Annotated in this window: 18 protein-coding genes; 2 read left to right on the top strand and 16 right to left on the bottom strand. The window is 58.6% G+C overall.

Annotated features, from left to right (window positions below; genetic code table 11):
• Positions 1-67: 67 nt before the first annotated feature.
• The gene (locus ISP19_RS05720) at positions 68-883 is read right to left on the bottom strand and encodes a sulfotransferase family protein (protein WP_204680394.1); all 816 of its coding nucleotides are present in this window, start codon (positions 881-883) and stop codon (positions 68-70) included.
• Positions 884-1073: 190 nt separating this feature from the next.
• Positions 1074-2072, bottom strand: a complete 999-nt coding sequence (locus ISP19_RS05715) for a helix-turn-helix domain-containing protein (protein WP_204680393.1) — start codon at positions 2070-2072, stop codon at positions 1074-1076.
• Between the two features lie 748 nt (positions 2073-2820).
• Between ISP19_RS05715 and ISP19_RS05710 the strand changes: the two genes are divergently transcribed.
• Entirely contained in the window at positions 2821-4044 is a 1224-nt protein-coding gene (locus ISP19_RS05710; RefSeq protein WP_204680392.1) for a DUF2235 domain-containing protein, read from the top strand.
• Between the two features lie 72 nt (positions 4045-4116).
• Complete coding sequence (locus ISP19_RS05705; protein ID WP_204680391.1) at positions 4117-5340, top strand: hypothetical protein; 1224 nt, start codon at positions 4117-4119, stop codon at positions 5338-5340.
• Positions 5341-5497: 157 nt separating this feature from the next.
• Here ISP19_RS05705 and ISP19_RS05700 read toward each other — a convergent pair whose 3' ends face one another.
• The 14 genes from ISP19_RS05700 to ISP19_RS05635 all read right to left on the bottom strand — a co-directional run bounded on the left by ISP19_RS05700 (position 5498) and on the right by ISP19_RS05635 (position 20319).
• Positions 5498-5707, bottom strand: coding sequence for a hypothetical protein (locus ISP19_RS05700; protein WP_204680390.1), 210 nt, complete (start codon positions 5705-5707; stop codon positions 5498-5500).
• A gap of 671 nt (positions 5708-6378) precedes the next feature.
• Positions 6379-7035, bottom strand: a complete 657-nt coding sequence (locus ISP19_RS05695) for a hypothetical protein (RefSeq protein WP_204680389.1) — start codon at positions 7033-7035, stop codon at positions 6379-6381.
• A gap of 351 nt (positions 7036-7386) precedes the next feature.
• On the bottom strand, positions 7387-7920 hold the full coding sequence (locus ISP19_RS05690; RefSeq protein WP_204680388.1) for a hypothetical protein: 534 nt from the start codon (positions 7918-7920) through the stop codon (positions 7387-7389).
• Between the two features lie 393 nt (positions 7921-8313).
• The gene (locus tag ISP19_RS05685; protein ID WP_204680387.1) at positions 8314-8664 is read right to left on the bottom strand and encodes a VOC family protein; all 351 of its coding nucleotides are present in this window, start codon (positions 8662-8664) and stop codon (positions 8314-8316) included.
• A 104-nt stretch (positions 8665-8768) separates the two neighbouring features.
• On the bottom strand, positions 8769-9665 hold the full coding sequence (locus ISP19_RS05680) for a retroviral-like aspartic protease family protein (RefSeq protein WP_204680386.1): 897 nt from the start codon (positions 9663-9665) through the stop codon (positions 8769-8771).
• A 297-nt stretch (positions 9666-9962) separates the two neighbouring features.
• Entirely contained in the window at positions 9963-10484 is a 522-nt protein-coding gene (locus ISP19_RS05675; protein WP_204680385.1) for a hypothetical protein, read from the bottom strand.
• A 234-nt stretch (positions 10485-10718) separates the two neighbouring features.
• Positions 10719-11066 carry a hypothetical protein gene (locus ISP19_RS05670; protein WP_204680384.1) on the bottom strand — a complete coding sequence of 116 codons (348 nt, stop codon included), beginning with the start codon at positions 11064-11066 and terminating at the stop codon, positions 10719-10721.
• Between the two features lie 360 nt (positions 11067-11426).
• On the bottom strand, positions 11427-14600 hold the full coding sequence (locus ISP19_RS05665) for an efflux RND transporter permease subunit (RefSeq protein WP_204680383.1): 3174 nt from the start codon (positions 14598-14600) through the stop codon (positions 11427-11429).
• Positions 14597-15880 (bottom strand): efflux RND transporter periplasmic adaptor subunit, encoded by a 1284-nt coding sequence (locus tag ISP19_RS05660; protein ID WP_204680382.1) that lies wholly within the window; start codon positions 15878-15880, stop codon positions 14597-14599. Before ISP19_RS05660 ends, ISP19_RS05665 begins: the two co-directional genes overlap by 4 nt.
• Entirely contained in the window at positions 15877-17151 is a 1275-nt protein-coding gene (locus tag ISP19_RS05655) for a TolC family protein (protein ID WP_204680381.1), read from the bottom strand. Before ISP19_RS05655 ends, ISP19_RS05660 begins: the two co-directional genes overlap by 4 nt.
• Positions 17152-17226: 75 nt before the next feature.
• Positions 17227-17691 (bottom strand): hypothetical protein, encoded by a 465-nt coding sequence (locus ISP19_RS05650; protein WP_204680380.1) that lies wholly within the window; start codon positions 17689-17691, stop codon positions 17227-17229.
• Between the two features lie 195 nt (positions 17692-17886).
• Entirely contained in the window at positions 17887-18315 is a 429-nt protein-coding gene (locus tag ISP19_RS05645; RefSeq protein WP_204680379.1) for a hypothetical protein, read from the bottom strand.
• A gap of 176 nt (positions 18316-18491) precedes the next feature.
• Entirely contained in the window at positions 18492-18860 is a 369-nt protein-coding gene (locus ISP19_RS05640; protein WP_204680378.1) for a VOC family protein, read from the bottom strand.
• Between the two features lie 322 nt (positions 18861-19182).
• Positions 19183-20319: an NADH:flavin oxidoreductase gene (locus tag ISP19_RS05635; protein WP_284384925.1), complete on the bottom strand. Its 1137-nt coding sequence runs from the start codon at positions 20317-20319 to the stop codon at positions 19183-19185.
• Positions 20320-20391: the final 72 nt, after the last annotated feature.

Below are 20391 nucleotides of genomic sequence, written 5' to 3'. Positions count from 1 at the left end.
TGACTTGCGCGGAGGCGAACCGATCTCGATCAAATGGATGCCATGGCGCAGCGCGTGTGCACCGCGCTTATACCACCAGCACGCGACGCGGATTGAACGCCGGATCCAGCCAGAACACGTCGTTTTCGAAACGACGGAACACATCCGGCGGCAGCACGCTGGTGCGCTCGCGCACGGCGACCTGCTTGCGCACCGCATGCAGTCCCGGGGTGCCGGCGCGCAGGTCGAATTCATCGGCCTGAAAGCTGATGTCGTTGAAGTCGTGCTGGTAGGCCGGTTCGCCGATGAAGTCATAGACGGCGGCCATCGCGCGCGCCGGATCGCTGGTCAGCGTCTCGTAGCGCAGCAGCATCAGATGGGACGTTTCGTCGCCGTAGAACGCTTCTTTCAACGCGTTGTAGGCGTAGCCCACCATGCCTTCGGCGTTGGCCAGGCCTTCGGCGCGCGAATACACCGTGCCGCCGGGCTGGTAGTTGAAGATGGACGAAGGCTGGAACGCATTCTTGCGAATCAGCAGCTCGATGCTGTCGATGATCCACGACACATGCCGCACGCAGGCAATCACCTTGCCCTGCGGGAACAGCTCTTTCAGCTGGCGCATCCGGGTGCACCAGGCGCGGTGGGTGTCGAACACCACCTCGGCGTTGTATTCCGGACCGTAGTAGTTGTCGAACAGGCCCTTGAGCATCCGGCGGCGTTGCGCGTCGGAGATGAATACCGAGTATTCGTTGCGACCGCTGAGCTCGCCCAGCATGGTGCTGAAGGCGCCGCCGAGTGGCCCGCTCATGCCTGCATGGAAACGCGGGTTCTGACTCAAAATAGCCGCCAGCAAGGTCGACCCAGACCTGGGCAGACCCGAGATAAAGTGAAATCGGCGATCCATCTGGCCCCCGGGGCGCTTGCCACTGACCATGGCACGACGAACTCCGCTACGTTACGCCACTTACATTTGTCCGTGTGGGTTTTCTCATCTTGAGAAAGCGGCCAATGCTATGGGCTGTGCCAGGGGCATGACATGTCGGTGTGTTGCATGTCTGGAACACTGTTACAAGAAAGCGCACTCGAACCGCGGGTCACTGCATTTCGGTCAGACGGCTGTTCCAGTCACTCACGATCTTGGCGGCCGCTGGATCTTGCAAACCGCGAATGCTTGCCGAGCGGTAAGCACCCGGCGCGATGCCGAACGCCTGCTTGAACAACCGGCTCGCATGGCTTTCGTCGGCAAACCCGAGCATCGGCGCCAGCTCGGCCAACGACATGCCATCGAACGCGCGGTTATCCAGCCGATCGCGCAGCTGCTCCAAGCGACACAGCTGGATAAAGCGCGCAATGCCGCCAAACGATTCAAAAAGACGATAGAGCCCGGTGCGCGAGATGCCCGTGGCACGGACGATGTCCTGGATGGAGAAGTCGGACACTTCGAGGTTGGCCTCGATCAGCCGCCGCACGGTTTCGAAGCGCGCCTGCTCGGGCCGATAAAACTCCGAACGCGCGCCCGAACCGAAGGGATTGACCGCCACCGACAACAAGTCGATCAGCGTACGCGTCACCGCCGCGTGCGCCGCGAATGACAAATGGGGCATTTGCTCGATCAATGCGCGCAACATGGCGCCGAGCAAACCGCCCTCGCGCTCACCAATCAGATAACCATGCAGATCCTGCACATCGCCGACCGCCGCACGCACGCCGTCGCGCGCCAGCCCCACGGTGATCAGCACGACATGGTCGGCACTGGTCTCGGCCGGCTCGCAGGTATCGAGCAACACGCTCTCGCCCGACCGGATCGTCATGACCTTGCCGTCCGGACCGGCGAACAGCTCGCCGCTGACCACATGATTGAGCACGAAATGATCGAAGCTGCCCGCCTTCACGCGCTCACGGCGGCGATGACGAATCCCGCCATATTCGCGCGCGAACAATAAGGTGCGATCCAGACGCCAGCCGTGCACGCGGGCGAAAAACGGCGCGTCGGTCCGTTCGACATCGGCGCCATGTGCATACAGATCGCAGTAGCGCGTAAACGCCTCGTCGGCATCGAATGCCGTGCTGTCGAAGGCCGCGATCTCGCTCATCGGGCGGTCCTCACAACGGCGCGATGCCAACCCTTATGCGCAAACGGTATGAGCATGCCCGGGAGAGCCATCGACCTATTCCTCGGATTCGGGGGGAAACCGGACAGCGACGTATGGCGCATAGCGAGTGATCGATTGAATGGATGGAGCGAACCACTTCGTCCCACTCCCTGGCTCGATGCCAGAACGACCGATCGAAGCAACGTTTATGCCACGTGACAAAACACTGCTTAGGCGCTCTACGCCGACACCTGCATGCAGAGATTCGTGAATCGCCGGACGTTTCAGGTCACCTTATGACCTGACAGCGACGCAGTTACGCACCGGATGGGAACATGCGTGTTGCACAAAACGTTGCGCTCATGCCGCGACGTGCAGCCATCACCGGAGCTGCTGGCTTGCGTGAACCTTAAGCGGCTAACCGTGGCAAACGCCCCGGCACGCCAAAACGTTTCAGCCCGGTTGACGCCGTCTACATGCCCGCTTTACACGCTGCGCGGATAATTGGTGTCTTGCTGCAAAGATGCGCCACAGGGGGGGCGAAGCCCTGGCGTTGGGTTACGTGGGTTTTGCATCGGGGACACAGCAGATCGGTTTTATCGCTTTGCGCACGCGGTGGTGACGAGTTCTTGCGTCTTGCCCACCCGTGCAGCTGCGGTCCAATACCGCCCCAAAGCCTGCCACGCACGGTCGCAGTGAGCTGCGGCCGTGCGTGGCGCTGTTGCGCCTGGCGCGCTGGGGGTGGGTTATGGCGAAGGTCATCGTTTTTTGCGCGGACGGCACCTGGAATGGACCGGGGAAACCCGATGACAGCGGGCAGTCGTCCGGAACGACCAATGTGCTGAAGCTGTTCCTATCCCTGATGGGACAGGACACGCCGGACACCGTCATGTTGGGCGACGAGCAGGAGAAGACGTACAGCGATGACACCGGCCTGCGGCAGGTCGCCAAATACCTGCACGGCGTGGGGGATTCGCGGAATCCTCTCGTACGCTTGATGGGTGGCGCGTTCGGCGCGGGAACCATTACGCGCATCGTGCGCGGCTATACCTATATCTCGCGCCAGTATGTGCCCGGCGATCGCATCGTGCTGGTGGGATTCAGTCGTGGCGCTTATACCGCCAGAGCGTTGGCCGGATTCATCATCGGCCAGGGTTTGCTCAACCCCATCATCGGCCTTACGGACAAGGAGCGCGCCTATCGTCTGGGCGCGGCGGCCTGGTACGCCTACCGCAAGAAAATGAACACCGATGATTCCTGGGCCGAAAGATTCGACAACATCATGACCAACCTGCCCGGCTTTGTGACGAGCACGCTGCCTGCAGGCAGCCTTGTCGCGAATGTGGATATACATGCTGTCGCGGTGTGGGACACCGTCGGCGCACTGGGCATTCCCGATTACGCGGTGAACGGCGAACGGCTCGATATCTTCCAGTTTGCCTCCAAGGATTTGAACGCCCGCGTCGCCTATGGCATCCATGCGATATCCATTGACGAACAGCGCCGCGACTTCACCCCAACGCTCTGGAATGATCGAAACAGCATCGTGCAAGCGCTGTTTGCCGGCGCGCATGCGGATGTCGGCGGCGGATACCCCAACGGCGAAATCGGTTTGGCCGACGCATCGCTGGCCTGGATGCGCACGCAGTTAAGCGACCCGAGGATTGGCGTGATGATGAATGGCCCCATCGCACCTTTCAACGCCAATCCTCTGGACGTATCGCATCAACCCTGGACCGAAATGCCGTGGAATATTCCCGATCCAAGCGGCAAGCCGACCGCCGAGCCACGACAATTCACCGGCTTGACGCCTGCCATCACCCTTGGCCTTCACACATCGGTGCTTAAACGCTGGGGCCAAGATGTCCGTCGTATGCCGGACCCCGCCAACGCGCCCTACCAGCCCCCGAACATCGCGCACCTCTTCAACGGTTCTGGACAGGTTCTACCTACCGTTCCGGTCTATCCATAGCGCATCGGCAGCGTCACTACACAGTCACTTGCATACGTCATCGCCACATCGATCACTGCGAGGAGATGAACCATGAATATCGCTGCCCTCTGGAGGCTCATCATCCTCTTGACGCTGGTCGTCCTCACCACGTTGATATTGGCATTGCCGGTCTTTCGCTATCTCAAGAGCGGCTGGAACGCGCGGCGCAATGACATCATGGATGCGCTCAGCCCCGAATCCAGCCTGCGTTACTTCGAGATGTTCGCCCGCAATAAGAACATCGACATCACCAATGCATTGCCGGAGCTCGACGCGTTCTATATCAAATGGTACGGAAAACGGTTTTATGCGTTTCCCGTGATCCTGTTAATGGCAACGGCGCTGATTGTGATCTACCTGAGCGTCAGCAGCGCCTTGGCACTCTACGTCGACGGCGCACTCCCAAGCGGCCCGCATGCGTCTCGTGAAGGCTTCGCCGCCTTTACCTGGATACCCATCCAGCAACTGGGGCTTGCAGCGCAGGCCGGTGCATACATGTGGGTGGTCAACGACTTAACGTCGCGTGCGCGGCGACTCGACTTGGCCCCATCGGACGTGCACTGGGGCGTGCTGCGCCTGGTGATTGCGCTGCCCTTGGGTTGCTTCATGTCCCAGATCATTCCAGACGTCACCGACGCATGGCGTTCGTTTATTGCCTTTGGTATTGGTGCCTTTCCACTCAGCGGCTTGCTGAGCATGATCCGCCGCATCACGCTAAAGCGTTTTGGCATGAAGGAAGACACAACCACCGACAACGACATCATCAAACTACAAGGCATCAACGCCGAGATTGCCGAACGACTGGCCAACGAAGGCATCACCACCATTACGCAGATGGCCTACTGCGACCCCATTCGCATCACCATGCGCTCCAGCCTGTCGTTCAACTTCATCATCGACTGCATGGGCCAGGCGCTGGCCTGGATCTACCTTGAGAGCAAATTGAACACCATCCGCTCCTTCGGCTTGCGCGGCGCGGTGGAAATCAACCATCTGTATCGACAGCTCAACGACACGGATCCGGATGAGAAAGCACACGCCGAAAGCATCATGAACTGTGTTGCCGAAGCGCTTAATCAGAAGGAGCCGACGCTGGAAATGGTGTTCTTCGAAATCGCCTACGACCCGTTCACGGAATATCTTTCCACCATTTGGGAAGGGCCCAAAAAGAATCGGCCGGCAGCGCCGCATCCATGGCGTGGCCCGGGCCGTGGCAGGGTTGCCAAGGGGAAGAGGCAAAACGGGGCGGACCGTGCCGCGGAGGATGTCGCGTAGGGCGCATCAAGCTCACGGGGAGTTGAGCATGCCTTGACCCAAGGCGATAAGACTTTTCCGAAAAAACCGGCACGTTGTTCCTACGCAACGTGCCGAAAAAAGGCGCAGTGTTGGTACCCAATGCACCAATGGCCACCCTCATACGTGCACGCGTGTCTTATCCACCCCGCGGTGGGGCGAGCGTGTCGACGTATTGACGCAGGAAGTAGAGGGCGGCGTTGAGGCCGTTGTATTGCATCAGGCTAAGCGGCACGCGGCCGCGGTGTTCGCCGATGGGGTCCGACGTGAGCGTGCTGCGTGAGTTCAGCACGTCTTCGATCGCCTGCATGGCGAGCTTGATGCCGGCCCGCTGGGGGGAGTGGAACAACCGCCGTTCCTGATCCGAACTCCGCGAGGGGAGCATGTCGTCGATTGGCGGGGTGGATGGGGAAGCTCCGGTGCGAACCGAAGGGCACGGCTGTGCCGTATGATTTGGGGAGGCCATTATCAACTCCGTTCAAGTTGGTTTTGGTTTAGCGGGTCGTGGGAGTTACCGCTCTCACGATCCGCGCCTTCAAGCATCGCTGCTTGGGTCATCGGCGCTTCCGGATTAACGAACCACGCTGATGACCCACATATCCTATCCAGTCGCGTCATGGACACGTGTAGGAATTCGATGACTTTTGCTGTGCGTGCTGGCACCGATTTTGATGAGGCCGACTTACCTGACGGCCCGAGATCTCAGCAATAACGCTGACAAACGGCAGGAAAATTCCTAGGCATGAAAAGAGGCGACCTTGTCGAGCGTAGCCTTAGGATTGAATGGCGCGACCATCTCATCCGATTGGCTGCGCAGCACATATGCGTTTAATAGCAGTGCGATGACGGCTGAAAGGGCGTCGGCTGAGATAAGTGTCGATGATGGTCTGTGGTCTGTGCCTCAAAAGCCGTCATGCAAAACAGCGCAACTAAAAAGATCGAGAGCGAAATGCGCGGGCGAACCAACACTATTGCTGCCTGAGAATGCCAGCAGCAATTCCAAAGGTGGACTCCTCGTGCTCAATCCGACCACTCAACCACGACCGTTTTGATCTCATGCTCGTTATAAGCAGTTAACCTCGCCAAAGCATGGTTGCCAGCCCAGCTAATCGCATTCGGCGCGTACTGATATTGATCCCCGTACTTGGCCTTCGCCAACTCAATAGCCTTGCTACCCGCGCTGCCACCGAGCGTGAAATGAAAGACCACAGTCAGGAATATCGTAATTACTGCACCGAGGCCGAAGGCTAATTTGGGAGGAGCCGTAGGCTGCCCTGCCCTGCCAAGCGCCTGAACGACTGAATCGACGCGCAGCTGTCGGTAAACCCAAATGAGCAGCACAAACATCACTACGACTGTTACACATCCCACGATCGTTCGAATCGGATTGATCTCGAACTCCGCTAGCCACAAGCCAGTAGGCTGTAGCATCGGCAGAAGAAACACGAACAACCCAAAGGCTACTGCAATCATTAGAGCCGTGAACCTGGTGACGATGCGAACCGCACCGAGATGGCCTCGCCACAAGAATATGCCCGCGATCACAGCGAAGATATTCAAGCCGGATGAATAGCCCTGTTTATGGGCTATGCAGTACACCATGTAGGCGATATCGATCAGGCCAGCGACGATTAGAACCCTGGCCACTCTTTTCAATACATCAAGATAACTATCCATTTTCTCCCCCGATCCCTTTGCAAAGCGTATCAGTTAGCGTCCCGGGAAAATCTTTGCGATGCACCTACGTTGAACTGAGCGCGTTACTAACGACCAAATCGATTCCAGCGTCCACCAATGACGACGGCGAGCCCAGCAGATAGAAATGTCATGAATGTTCCAAACGATGAGGAGCAGCCAAACGATCTTGTTCGGGCATAGTGGCACGCCGCGACAGGACCGTGGAGCATCGGCACGCCATAAAACGAAATCAGGAGTCCAGCGGCCACCAGTACGATCACAGTCCATCCATAGAATGCGAACGGGTTTCTCATTCGCCACCCTCCATCGTCCAGGGCCCCGTTTCGGAGTTCATGCTTGATCCGCCACGAAGTAAACAATTCCCGGTGGAGTGTTTAGTACTGGAGGCGGCTCTCTCCAGTCGAGCCTTCGCTGTGAAATGATCACCTGGCTCGCATCGCAGTCGGCCTTAACCAAGAAATTCTGCCTCCAATTGAGCGCAACGATCTCACCACTTGGCAGTTCGACCACAGTTGGAGCAAAACCCATACGAATTTCGTCGGCCCTTGATGTAGCAACCCTGATCTCATGGCTTAGCGCAAAGGGACTTGGGCGTACTTCCTTGATGTCACTCGCTAGATAGCAATGGCGCCACTCCTCGAAAGAGGCGTGCTCTTGAATTGAAACAATTGCCAGATCAAAGGAACTGCCGTGAATGGTGGTTATTGCACATGGAGTTTCCCGGTATTGCCTTCCGTTGCCATAGACATCCGGCGGAGTTGCTCCTATAGCGTTGATTGCCGACAGGTGTTCTTCAGTAAGGGCGATTTTTCTTTCATTCCATTGACGAATTAGATCAACTCGCTCAGGAGGAACGTGATTCATAAATGCAGGCTCGCCAGATAAATACCAGTAGTGCTGACAGGCCCGACATTGATACAGCACCCCAAATCTAAGGGCCTCGGGACATTCAAAGACAGACAAGTCACGACGGAACTTTGGGTCCTTTGCACTTTGTGCGTGTTGCCAGTTAAATCCAAGGATGCCTCCGGCACCGCACTGTGCACAGTCCGCCGATCTCCCCAGCCGCTTGACGAGATTTGCACCATTGACATCCGTTATGTCCTTACGTGGATTACCTTCGAAAGATCCGGCTTGGGTTGCGGACAGTTCTGCTTACGCAAAAATGGACCGGAGGTGATTAAACGCCCTTAACTACCTCCGGTCCATTGTCGGGACATGCAATGCCTGGACTTAAGGCCCGTGCAGATATATCCGCTATTTCAAATTCAAGGCCGTAGGATGCTTCGGCTGATAGAGCCCAATCTCACCGCCACCAGGGAGCCTAATCTTTGCGATGGAACCCCATCGAGCCTCCTGTATCTCTGAGCATTCAACATGCTTTTCAGCGAGTGAGGCCACTTCGGTCTTCAGGTCGTCGCACATGAGATAAAGCTCATGGGCACCATTCTCATCTGATGGATGCAGGGCGACTTCCGCTGGCGGCAACGCAAAAATCAGCCAACCATGGCCTGCATCAATCGATTTAAAGCCCAAGACGTCCCGAAAAAAAGCCCGATCCGCATCGGCGTTCTTACTGTAGACAACCGTATGAGCACCAAGAATCATTTTTATGTCCTCCTCCCAAAATGGACCGGAGGTGGCTGAGCGCCCTTAACTACGTCCGGTCCGTTTTCCGCAATTTATTCCGAGCGAGTCCGTGTACGTACGTCCTACCCATGCACATTCGCAGCACAATCAGAGGGGCGAAACCACACTTGCTGCCCGGTATGGTCATACACCAAATGCACGGTTTGAAGTAGATCCGAACCCAGCCACATGACGGGTTTACCGGCATCCACGTCGGCCATCACGGGGAGGTCGACCACCTGTGCATGGACACCGTCCAATTGAATGCTTCCAAATTCAACCCGCCCAATCGGGCCCACTCGCGGAACCATGGGTTTGAGGTTCGCACCCTCGATCGGTGCCTCATCGTGAAACGAGGCTGCATTCGTATCCACATGCGCCAGACGCGCGAAGGTGGAATTTATTTTGCTGACACGGTTGCCGGTATCCAGCACCGCTATACCCAATGCGCCGTTGATTTGCACCGGAATTTGCAGGAGATCCGTTTGGCCAGCGTGCTCGGCATGAATCGCCGCGCCCGATTTCGCAGTTACCCCCGCCACATCACCGGTCCGCGGATGCACTTCCATCCGATGGCACGCGAAATCGAATACGGCCAGCGTACCGGCCATGAAATCCAAGCCAAGCACGCCCGCCTGGACACCCTTATCCTTGCGATTGGGCAACGCATCGAGCTGAACGTTGCGGAGCGTATGCCCATCCATGGTTAGACTTTCTATACGGTAGCGAGCGACCTGCGCTGAACCCGTCATACCGTTGAGGCTTTCACTGCCTGCACGCGGAAGATGAAGTTGATCCGCGAACCATGCATAGACATCCGATATTTCAGCGCCCGTATCGAAAATAAAGGGATACGGGCCTTTGCCATTAACCCAGGCAGGAACCGTCACGTGCCCACCATCCCCTGCTGGCGCAGTGCGAACCGCCGCGTACGCACCTACACTTACAAAGGCCATAAACATCAACAATAAGCGTCGCATGTCATCTCCTTGATCCCTGCGCCGAGCACGAACCACCACCGGTGGGCGAATCCCTATCGGGCCTGATTCGACGCGTGGTGTAAATGCGGCGGAAGTAACGGCTGGAGGGCGTCTTGGGTCAAGAAGGAACAAGGGTCAGGAACGGGAGCCGCCTGCTCAAATTCATGACACAAAAGCTATTTCGGATCATTGAGCGATATCTGTGTGCGCATCCAGGCTGAAAGATTGACAAGACGATGCGTGGACATTTCCCAACACGCCCGGCAAGAGCGAGGGCGCCGGCAAAACGTAGCCGCCTCAGTGGCCCTTCAGTTCACCGCCCGCAGAGCTACTGGATGCCGGTGCACTGGCAGGAGTGCTGGCGGGGGCTGCTGCGCTATCAGTTGTTGGATGCTTGTGCGACTTCTTGTTCTTGCGCTCGGCTGAAGCCTGTTTCTTCGCCGCTCTTTCATTTTGCCTGGCGGCCTTGGCGGCCTGTTTGGCAGCTGGCGATTCCTTTGCGGGCTTCATTTGTGACTTCTTGCGATTGGCTGAAGTCTCTGCTTTCTCAGCTTTTGCCTTCTGCTTGTTGGCACTGGCGGCCTGTTTGGCGGCCTTTTTCGCCTGTTTTGTGACTTGTTCCTGGGCCTTTGCGGCTTGCTTGGCAGCCTTGCTGGCAGCTTTGGCTTCCGCTTTCGCAGTGGTTTTGGAGGCGGCACTCGTTGCAGCTGCTGGTGCCTTGGCGGGAGCTGGGGTGGACTGAGCTTCCTGGGCCAGCACGGAACCGGAAAGAGCTACTCCTGCGACGAGCAGAGAGGCGATTACAAGTTTACGAATCATAATATTGGGGAGGAAAAGAGTCGGAGTTATTTTCCCTGTCCTGATTCCGTGTTTTTAAGGTCCGCCTTGGTCGAAAGCGGACCTCGCGACATTCAACACGGGAATGCCTACAGGTAGTGCCGCACCTTATTCCCGTTGCCCTCTTCAATCAAGGAAACGGGCACCCTGCTGTCCAGCGAGGGGGTGCCCATTCGCCTTGGTGAATGTCGCTGTCGTCGCGAGCCCCTAACTTCATCAATCCTGACGAAGCATCCCCATCAACGCTTCCGCTGCGTGATGAAGACTCTCGTTTGGGTTCTTTTGGCAATACTGATCAAGAAATACCTGCATCCCGTGCGCGTCCGTGGGTTTGTACCTGTGGACATCGTCCAGATCGAGCACGGCGCTGACAAACCCGGTGACCCAGCTCGACATCATCATTTGCAGTTCGCTTGATGCGCCGTCCGGCGTCACTGCTTGACGTTCTGTGCGCCATTGGCCGCATGAGGACAGACCCACGCCATACACCACCTGTTGCCGCGCGTGAGCCACCTGAGTAACGCCTAAGCCTGCCACCACAAGGGCGGCCATTATCGCTTTCATATTTCTCCCCCTACGAAATAGCTCTCGTTGCTCAACAAAGCAAAACTGCGGCCATGGCCACTAGTGTGGCTGCCCGTTCGCCGATCTGATTTTTGTTCTGTGTTTGGGCGCCGGCAACTGCCTCTGCGCCCGCCCGTTTATCGGCAAGGTAGTGTCTTTCTTGATGCTGGGATCGTCCAGTATTCACTACTGCGGTTTTCGTCAGCGCGGAGACAGCTTGGCCGGCGTTGCTGTCCAGGGTGGACGCCAAAACAATCAACTTTGGGTTCGTATTGGGTTGAACGCGGACATTGGCAGCTATTCCACATTCACGACTCCGGGAGCGCCATGGTTAACGCGCCCCCGGTAGATGCTTCGTAACTAGACTTCCCTTCTGGGGAGCTGAAGTGTGGCGTGCACTGCTGCTGCCCTGCTTATCCGATGCAGCGCGAGCAGCCGAAACGCCGCCGGCAATACGACCATCGACAGAATGGGTGCCGTCAGCATGCCTCCGATCATAGGCGCTGCAATGCGCTGCATGACCTCTGAACCGGCACCGTGACCGAGCAGGATCGGAAACAAGCCTGCCAGGATGACGGCTACCGTCATGGCCTTGGGACGCACACGTTGCACCGCGCCTTCGCGAATCGCCATGTCGAGCTCGGCGACGCCCGCATGAGGATTTTGCTCAAGCTGCCGATCCCATGCATGGCGAAGATACAACAGCATCACGACGCCAAATTCAGCCGCCACACCACTGAGTGCGATAAAACCAATCATGGTGGCCACGGATACCGCATGGCCGAGCAGCCAGATCAGCCACAAGCCGCCGACGAGTGCGAGCGGCACGCTTGCCATGATCAAAGCCGCCTCACTTGCGCGGCGAAACACGAGATAGATCAGCGCGAAGATGATGGCGAGTGCGGCCGGCACGACGAGCTTCAAGCGTTCCATGGCGCTCTCCAGATATTCGAACTGCCCGGACCAGGCGATAGTCACGCCGGGAGGTAGTGAAACCTGTTGAGCCACGACGCGCTGCAGGCGACTCACAACGGTGCCCAGGTCGCTGCCGGACGTGTCGACGTAGACATACGTCGCCAACTGACCATTTTCGCTTTTCAAATCGGACGGCCCTGCATCCAGATTGACGTCGGCGACCTGAGCCAGCGTGAGCTGGGTGCCGTTGGCGAGAATGGGCAGCTCTCGCAGCGCTTCGACCGAATCACGCTCCAGGCGTGGGTAGCGTACGACGATGGGATAACGCTCTCGTCCTTCGACCGTCTGCCCGATGGGATCGCCACCGACCACCGTGGCGATGAGCTGCTGCACCTGGTCCTGCGTCAGCCCATAGCGAGCGGCGGCATCCCGCCGAACATGCACGTCGAGGTAACGACCGCTGGTTGGGCGTTCGGCAATCGCGGAGCTCACGCCGGGTACAACCTTGGCCACGGTCTCGATACGGTCCGCCACAGTTTGCAGCGTCATCAGATTCGTACCCAGCACCTTGATGCCGATTGGACTCTTGATGCCGGTGGATAGCATGTCGATGCGGTTGCGAATCGGTGGCACGAAGAGATTGGTCAAGCCCGGTACGCGCACGGCCTTGTCCAGCTCGGCCTCGATCTTGGGCATGGTCATCCCTGGACGCCATTGATTCTTGGGTTTGAAGGTAATCGTGGTCTCGAACATCTCCAGGGGTGCGGGATCGGTGGCGCTTTCCGCGCGCCCGGCCTTACCGAAAACATGATCGACTTCCGGAACGGTCTTGATCATGCGGTCGGTGAGCTGCAGCAATTGTGAGGCCTTGTCTGCTGACAGTCCCGTCAGTGCCGTGGGCATGTACAGCAAGGTGCCTTCATCCATAGGTGGCATGAATTCGCTGCCCAATTGGCTCATCGGTATGGTGGCGCTAAGCAGCAGCGCCCCGGCTAGCGCGAGCGTGACCTTTGGATAGCGAAGCACCACGTCCAGAATCGGCCTATACAGTGTCATCAGGCCACGGTTGAGCGGGTTGTCGTTTTCATGACGAATACGCCCGCGCACGAGATAGCCCATCAATACCGGTACCAAGGTGATGGCCAGTCCGGCCGCGGCAGCCATCGCGTAGGTCTTGGTGAACGCGAGCGGCTTGAACAGCTTGCCTTCCTGTCCTTGCAGCGCAAATACCGGCACGAACGACAGTGCGATGATCAAAAGACTGATGAAGAGCGCAGGCCCCACTTCGGCCGCCGACTCCGCTATGAGCGCCCAGCGTGCCGCCCCTTGCGGCTCCTCGCCGTCATGCGCGTCACGCCAATGTTCCAGGTGCTTGTGCGCGTTCTCGATCATCACGATGGCCGCATCCACCATCGCGCCAATGGCAATCGCAATGCCGCCGAGCGACATCAGGTTGGCCGATACGCCCTGCCAGTTCATCACGATGAAAGCGGCGAGCACTCCTAGTGGCAGCGTGATGACCGCAACGAAAGCCGATCGCAGGTGCCCCAGAAACAAAGCGCACACCAGCGCGACGACCAGAAACTCCTCGAGCAATTTGCCCCAGACGTTCTCTACTGCCGCATCGATCAGCTGCGACCGATCGTAAGTCGGCACAATCTCTACACCAGCCGGCAGACTTCGCTGGAGTTCAGCCAGCTTGGTCTTGACGGCGGCAATAGCGGCCCGTGCGTTCTTGCCGGAGCGCAGCACGATCACCCCGCCGGCCACCTCACCCTGACCGTCCAGTTCCGCAATGCCACGGCGAAACGTGGGGCCGCGCCGTACGGTTGCAACATCACGCAAAAGCACCGGTATACCGGCGTTGTTGGTAACGATAGGGACATTTTCGAAATCAGCGCGTGTTTTCAAATAGCCTTCGCTGCGCACCATTACTTCGGCTTCGCCTTGCTCAATCACCGAACCGCCATTCGCGCCGTTGGCCGCACGGATCGCGTCAATCAGCTGGGTGACGGTGATGCCACGAGCAGCCAGTGCTTGAGGATCAGGCATGATCTGCCAGGCGCGCTCCATGCCTCCGATACTCGCCACTTCTGCAACGTCAGGGACAGTTTTCAACTGGTAGCGAAGGAACCAGTCCTGGATCGCGCGTAACTGCCCGAGGTCGTGTCGTCCGGTGCGATCAACCAGGGCGTACTCGTAGATCCAACCCAAGCCCGTTGCATCGGGCCCCAAAGCAGGATTGACACCATTGGGGAGACTGCTGCGGACCTGGCTCAGGTACTCCAGGACACGTGACCGTGCCCAATAGAGATCCGTGTTGTCGTCAAACAGCACATAGACGTAGGAATCTCCGAAGAACGAATAGCCACGCACCACTTTGGCACCAGGTACGGAGAGCATGGTGGTGGTCAGGGGATAGGTGACTTGATCCTCCACGACTTGTGGCGATTGGCCCGGCCAGGTCGTACGGATGATCACCTGCGTATCGGAGAGATCGGGCAACGCATCAATCGGCGTGTGAGTGGTGGCATACACGCCGATGACGGCCAGGACGAAGGCTGCCAAAAGGACGAAGACGCGGTGCGCGATGGCGGCACGAATCAGCGCGGCAATCATGGCTGATCTCCCATGTGCATCCCTGACATCGGCGTGCTCGCTGCCGAGGCAGGTTGAGGCGGGGGGATATCAAGTCGATCGAGCGCACCCGACAAGCTTGCTTCCGAATCGATCAGGAATTGACCAGACACCACGACTTTTTCGTTGCCTTGCAGGCCGGCGAGAATCTCCGTGTATCCCTCCGAAGAACGGCCGGTGCGTACGGCGACGGGGCGGAAATGCCCGTTTCCTTCGACGACGATCACGCGCGCTTCAGCACCCGATGTAATGAGCGCCTCGCTTGGGACCACCGGCACAGCCTCGCCGTTTGCCGGTGCGATGCGTACCGAGGCAAACATGCCCGGACTCAAGGCCCCGTCCTCATTACCAAGCACGATGCGCGCACGCTGCGTGCGTGTCATGGCGTCGATGTCGGGCAGCAAGGTTTCCACGGTGCCGTGGAATTCACGGCCTGGCAGTGCGTCCACCGTAACGGTTACAGGTGTGCCATGACGCACGGTCCCGGCAACGGCCTGGGGAAGTGCGGCTTCGACCCATACGGTGGACAGGCCATTGACGGTCATCAGGGTCTGACCGGCAGTGACGCGTTGCCCTTCCCGAACATCCAGCATGGTCACCACACCGCTCGCGGGTGCATGCAGTGTTATGCCGCCGTTCGAACCGCGGTGAGCGCTGCGGATATCGGCGTCGCTCAGGCCCATGACATCCAGGCGTTGTCGTGCGGCGGCTCGCAGTGCCTTGGCGTCGGTGGATTGTGCCTGTTGAAGTGCGCTGTATTCAGCGAGCGCGGTATCCCACTCCGGCGCCAGTATGGTTGCCAACGGCTCACCTTCCGTAATGGCGGTGTACGGAGCGCGCACGTAGAGTTGATTGATGACGCCGTCGACGCGAGCACTCACCGTCGTGGCTTGCCGCAGGTCCCAGGTCACGGTACCGGGAACCTGGCTTGCCGAAGCCAAGACCCGATGCTCCACGGGAGCGGTTCGTAATCCAAGGTTTTGAACGGTAGCAGGATCAATCCGGACAATGTTCGGATCAGCGCCTTCATCAGCGTACTTGGGCACCATTTGCATGCCCATGGGTGACAACCCCGGATGCTCGAAATGCTGCTCCGGCACCATGGTGTCGTACCAATACAGGACTTTTTTGCCCTGCGTTGCAGGTGTCGCGGCAACCGATGGCATGGAGGACGATGACGTGTGCCGACCGCCGAGGTAGCCGATAACAAGCAAGAGCACCGCGATGGAGACGGCAGCAAAAGTAATCAGCGCGCGCTTCATGGCATGGCCTCCGACGTAGGTAACAGATAGGCCAGCGATGCCCACAACCGTGCGCGTGCCGTAAGTGCATCGACGTAGGTCATGCGCAACTCGATTTCGTCGCGACGGGCATCCAGCCAGGGTTGCAATGCAGCGCCACCCCGATAGGCAGCCAGTGCGGTTTTCGTGCGATCACGATCAAGCGGAAGCAGCGTGTCCTGATAGCGCTGGATCTGGCCGGCCCATCCCTGCCAGCTTGCGACGGTACGCGCTACGAGCGCACGTTGTTCGCGACGCGCGTCTTCATGGTTGTCTTGAGCTGCTTCCCATTGCTCTTCTTTCGCACTGATGGCCCGATCCTGCCGATTGCGTGTGAACAGCGGCAAGGTCACGCCAAATTGCAACATCACCATGTCCGAGAGAGGGCCCGCGCGTTGGCCGTAAAGGAAACTCACACTCCAGTCAGGATGTTTGCTCGCGCGCGCCCGATCCAGTGCGGCCTGTGCGACTTGCTCGCGGGCCTCCCAGACTTGCATGGGGGCTTGCTGGTCGATGGCTTGGTCCAGGTGGTCGGGTGTGACCGGCAAATGTCCGAAGTCGGGTGCATCGCCCAGATCCGTAGCGGTGTAGCCCAGCCATCGCTGCAAACCCGCTTGAGCTACGGCGATGTCCGCATCGGCAGCTTCCAGACGATTGTCAAGCGCTGCCGCCTCGGCACGAGCCGCGAGCGCATCGGTAGCGCTGCCGCCACCACCTTTCAATCGCGCTTGCGCAATTTGCACCGCCAAAGCATTTTCAGTCCGCAGCTCGGAAAGTAGTGCGCGCTTTTGCTGCGCTGCCCACAGGTCGATCCAGGCATCGGCGATACGCTCCTGGATCGACTGGATGATGTCGGTGCCTTCCGCATCGGCCGCTTTGATCTCGGCCTCGGCCGCTTCGCGATCGGCAGAACGTGCGGCACGGGAAGGAAGCGCCTGCGTAAAGCCGATCACGCGCATCGTCATGGGGTCAGAGCGAACGCTGAAAGCCCCCGGCCCGTCGATGGGCAAAAACTGGGTACCAAAATCCAATGTGGGATCCGGCAAACGACCGGCGCGAGCCGCTTCTTCGTGCATCGACGCAACATGTTCGTGGTGCGCCATGAGTGCGGGCGCTTGGGCCATGCCCTCTTGAACGGCCGTTTCCAGGGTCAACGGTGGATCTGCCGCATAGGCAGTGGAGACCGACGTCCCGCCCAGGACGACAGCCAATCCCGACGCCACCGCGCGCCGGGTGAACAGAGAAATCAACATGAAGGGTACTCCCAGGAGCCAACGGGTATCGCGCCCAGGCGGGCACGACGGCGCTTCAACGAAAAGCGCGGCTCGCTAGATCAACAGGGAGCAGAACAGCAGGCTTGCCGGTGGTGGCGGTGCTCGGAGACGATCACGTTGCCTCTGGCCGAACGTCATCGGCGATAACAGCGCGACGGCAGTTGGCAGCAAGGGAGGTAAAGCTACGAGAGCACTGGGTGGAACCGACAATGGATGAATCGCAGTGGGAGCGGATGCATCAGACGCACAGTGCTTCGCACACAGCGCCCGGTCTGCAGCCGTATGTTTCATCTGCGGGCAGGTCGAGGCCATGGCCCGGTCGGCCGCCGATGCACCCATGGCCATCGTCGGACCCAGCGCATCGTCCGGCATGGTGCAGACATATGTGGCCAGCGCCGACTGCAACCCGAGCATGAACAGCAGCCCCCCGAGCAGCAGCCAACGCGTCAGGCGCGCGCGACGGATATCGCGCAAGCGCCAACGGGCAGGGCCTAGCTTCGGGATCGACAGGTGCCTCATGGAACAGGCCGCACTACGGGTTGAAGGGGGCTGATCATACCCCCGGTTCGCTCGCGAACGCGAATGGTTACACGTCAGCTTTTCTGCAGCGCCGGCAAAGGAGGAAGCCGGTTCCTGCAGTGTACGGGGTGTTTATCCGTAGCAATAAGCAAGGGTACTGAGAACCCAGTGGGCGGTCTGTTTGGGGGCGGACAATCATCGTTTCCGGGCACTCTTTGTCACGACTGCCTTGCGAACCGCAGGCTTAGCCTGCTTCTTCGAGCTTCTGGTTCGCGAAATCGTCGCCGATGACACAAAAGTATAAGCATCACGCAAGAGTCGACTGAGTTCGGCAGGCTTGATCTTGGATAACCGCACAAGCACGGTTGGGTGAGGCTCGTAATGATCGGTGATGTAATAGATTTCGGGACTCTGCTCCAGCAGCTGAGCGCGGCGTTCAAAATCGATATACACGACGACGCTGTTTACTTCTGCGGTTTTGTTGGTTGGAACACAAGCAAGCAGCCTGGTCCCAAGCTTCAGCGCAGGTGATCCATACACAGTGCTATCAACTACGCCCGAAAGAGAGAGGCCAAGTTCCCGTACCGCTTCAAAGTTGAGAATTCCCATTGGCAACGTCTTCACTGGTTTATGCCTCGGGTCGAAAGCAGACAGCTCTTTTTACATTCTCGCTCAACTTTCAGGTAAAGACCGTCGAACCTCAAACGCGTCGCCAGTTTGTTCTTCCCAGCGCCTGGTGACATCAATAACGTTTGACATGAGGGACGAAGTCCGCCTGTGAACGCCTCTCGATGGAAGGGTCAGGCCTCGGGCTTGTGGCAAACCACCTCGATGTTGTGCCCGTCCGGACCAATCACGAAAGCTGCATAGTAGTTCGCGTGGTAGTTCGGGCGCAGACCAGGCCCACCATTGTCCTTGCCACCCGCATCCAGCGCCGCGCGATGGAAAGCGTCGACTTGCTGGCGACTCTCCGCCACGAACGCCAGGTGAAGATGCGCCGGTTTCTCCTCGGTTTGTAACAGGCACAGTGAAACCTTTCCGTCTGAACTAAGCTCGATACCGCCCTGCCGCTCCTGGACGATCACTATGCCGAGCGGTTCGAGTGCCTTGAGGAAGAACGTTTTGCTCGCTGCATAATCGCTGACACCGAATACGATGTGGTCAAACATGAGTTCTCCCGAGTGTGCGGGCCAGCGCGTCGCCTAACGGCGATTCAGGCGCCCCGTGGGTCCGTTCTTATACAGACCGAAAAGAACGGTCTTACACATTAGATTTTTAATGGGCTCACTCCGCCCGATCCCTATACGCAAGCACGGGAGGAGTGTCGAGCCAATATTAGCGTGCCTCCGGTTGCGTATTTCATACCTCCTCTGACGACTGATTTCCCGTCCTATGGCGTGTTTCGCGACGCGTGCGTCTTGAGTCGAAAGCAGACATTCTTTATTTCATCCTTGGTTGCTTGCTCCCATTGATGGGCGCTCCTCCCGATTATCAACGCAGGTCACGGAACGCCGCGGAAGTAAAATCCTTGAGATCAGCATGGTCGCCGTCGCGGATTTTTATCGCCCACCGCGCATCGTTGAGAAGGGCTCGCCCGACCGCAATCAGATCAAATTCGTTTCGTTCCAGGCGCTGGATAAGATTATCGAGACTTGCCGGCCGGGAACGTTCACCCTTGAAAGCATTGAGGAAGTCGCCGGAAAGGCCTACCGAGCCGACGCTGATCGTCACGGCGCCGGTGAGTTTCTTGGCCCATCCCGCAAAGTTGAGGCCGTCTTTGCCGTCCAGATCGGGAAATTCCGCATCCCAGAAGCGTCGCTGTGAACAGTGCAGCGCATCTGCTCCGGCTTCGACAAGTGGCCCCAACCAATCGCGCATGGCGTCCGGCGTCTCGGCAAGGCGTGCGTTGTAATCCTGCAGTTTCCATTGGCTGATGCGCAGGATGACGGGAAAGTCTTCGCCTACTGCGGCGCGGACGCTCTTGATGACTTCGGCCGCAAAGGTGACGCGCTGCTTGAGTGTTGCGCCGCCGAAACGATCATTGCGCACGTTGGTCCCGGCCCAGAAGAACTGATCGATCAGATAGCCGTGTGCACCGTGGATCTCCACCGTGTCAAAACCCAATCGCTTGGCGGCCCCCGCCGCTCGCCCATATGCAGCGATGGCGTCGGCAATATCTTCGTCCGTCATCGCCACGCCGTGTGGTTTGCCCGGCGAGTAAACGGCCGAAGGGCTTTCGAACGGCGCATCCGGAGCCCATTCCGTAGCGCCACTGGAGATAGCGCCGACGTGCCAAATCTGCGGCCCCATCTTGCCACCCGCCGCGTGGACGCCATCAATCACCCTCTTCCATCCCGCCAACGAATCGTCGCCATGAAAGAACGGAATGGCGGGGCGGTTGCGCGATGCCGGGCGATCGATGACCGTACCTTCGGAAAGAATGAGGCCAACCTCGGCCTCGGCCCGACGACGGTAGTAGCTGGCAACGTTCTCGTCCGGCACGCCTTCGGGCGAAAAGTTGCGCGTCATGGGCGCCATGACGATGCGATTTTTCAGGCTCAGCGATTTAAGCTGCAGAGGCTTAAAGAGAGATTCGGTCCGTAATGAACTCACGAGGCGCTTCTCCACATTTGAGCAGGCCGCTTTTCACTCGATCGTCAACTTAACAGCCTATTATTAGCAATCATTTATGCCACTGAT

This window comes from Dyella flava (assembly GCF_016904955.1).
Classification (GTDB): Bacteria; Pseudomonadota; Gammaproteobacteria; order Xanthomonadales; family Rhodanobacteraceae; genus Dyella_B; species Dyella_B flava.
The sequence above is the reverse complement of the archived record's forward strand: the minus strand, read 5'-3'. Positions and strand labels throughout refer to the sequence as shown.

Bases quoted from the DNA above. Each gene is read 5' to 3' on its own strand.
- ISP19_RS05720 (WP_204680394.1), bottom strand. From the start codon at position 883: ATGGATCGCCGATTTCACTTTATCTCGGGTCTGCCCAGGTCTGGGTCG.
- ISP19_RS05715 (WP_204680393.1), bottom strand. From the start codon at position 2,072: ATGAGCGAGATCGCGGCCTTCGACAGCACGGCATTCGATGCCGACGAG.
- ISP19_RS05710 (WP_204680392.1), top strand. From the start codon at position 2,821: ATGGCGAAGGTCATCGTTTTTTGCGCGGACGGCACCTGGAATGGACCG.
- ISP19_RS05705 (WP_204680391.1), top strand. From the start codon at position 4,117: ATGAATATCGCTGCCCTCTGGAGGCTCATCATCCTCTTGACGCTGGTC.
- ISP19_RS05695 (WP_204680389.1), bottom strand. From the start codon at position 7,035: ATGGATAGTTATCTTGATGTATTGAAAAGAGTGGCCAGGGTTCTAATC.
- ISP19_RS05690 (WP_204680388.1), bottom strand. From the start codon at position 7,920: ATGAATCACGTTCCTCCTGAGCGAGTTGATCTAATTCGTCAATGGAAT.
- ISP19_RS05685 (WP_204680387.1), bottom strand. From the start codon at position 8,664: ATGATTCTTGGTGCTCATACGGTTGTCTACAGTAAGAACGCCGATGCG.
- ISP19_RS05680 (WP_204680386.1), bottom strand. From the start codon at position 9,665: ATGCGACGCTTATTGTTGATGTTTATGGCCTTTGTAAGTGTAGGTGCG.
- ISP19_RS05675 (WP_204680385.1), bottom strand. From the start codon at position 10,484: ATGATTCGTAAACTTGTAATCGCCTCTCTGCTCGTCGCAGGAGTAGCT.
- ISP19_RS05670 (WP_204680384.1), bottom strand. From the start codon at position 11,066: ATGAAAGCGATAATGGCCGCCCTTGTGGTGGCAGGCTTAGGCGTTACT.
- ISP19_RS05665 (WP_204680383.1), bottom strand. From the start codon at position 14,600: ATGATTGCCGCGCTGATTCGTGCCGCCATCGCGCACCGCGTCTTCGTC.
- ISP19_RS05660 (WP_204680382.1), bottom strand. From the start codon at position 15,880: ATGAAGCGCGCGCTGATTACTTTTGCTGCCGTCTCCATCGCGGTGCTC.
- ISP19_RS05655 (WP_204680381.1), bottom strand. From the start codon at position 17,151: ATGTTGATTTCTCTGTTCACCCGGCGCGCGGTGGCGTCGGGATTGGCT.
- ISP19_RS05650 (WP_204680380.1), bottom strand. From the start codon at position 17,691: ATGAGGCACCTGTCGATCCCGAAGCTAGGCCCTGCCCGTTGGCGCTTG.
- ISP19_RS05640 (WP_204680378.1), bottom strand. From the start codon at position 18,860: ATGTTTGACCACATCGTATTCGGTGTCAGCGATTATGCAGCGAGCAAA.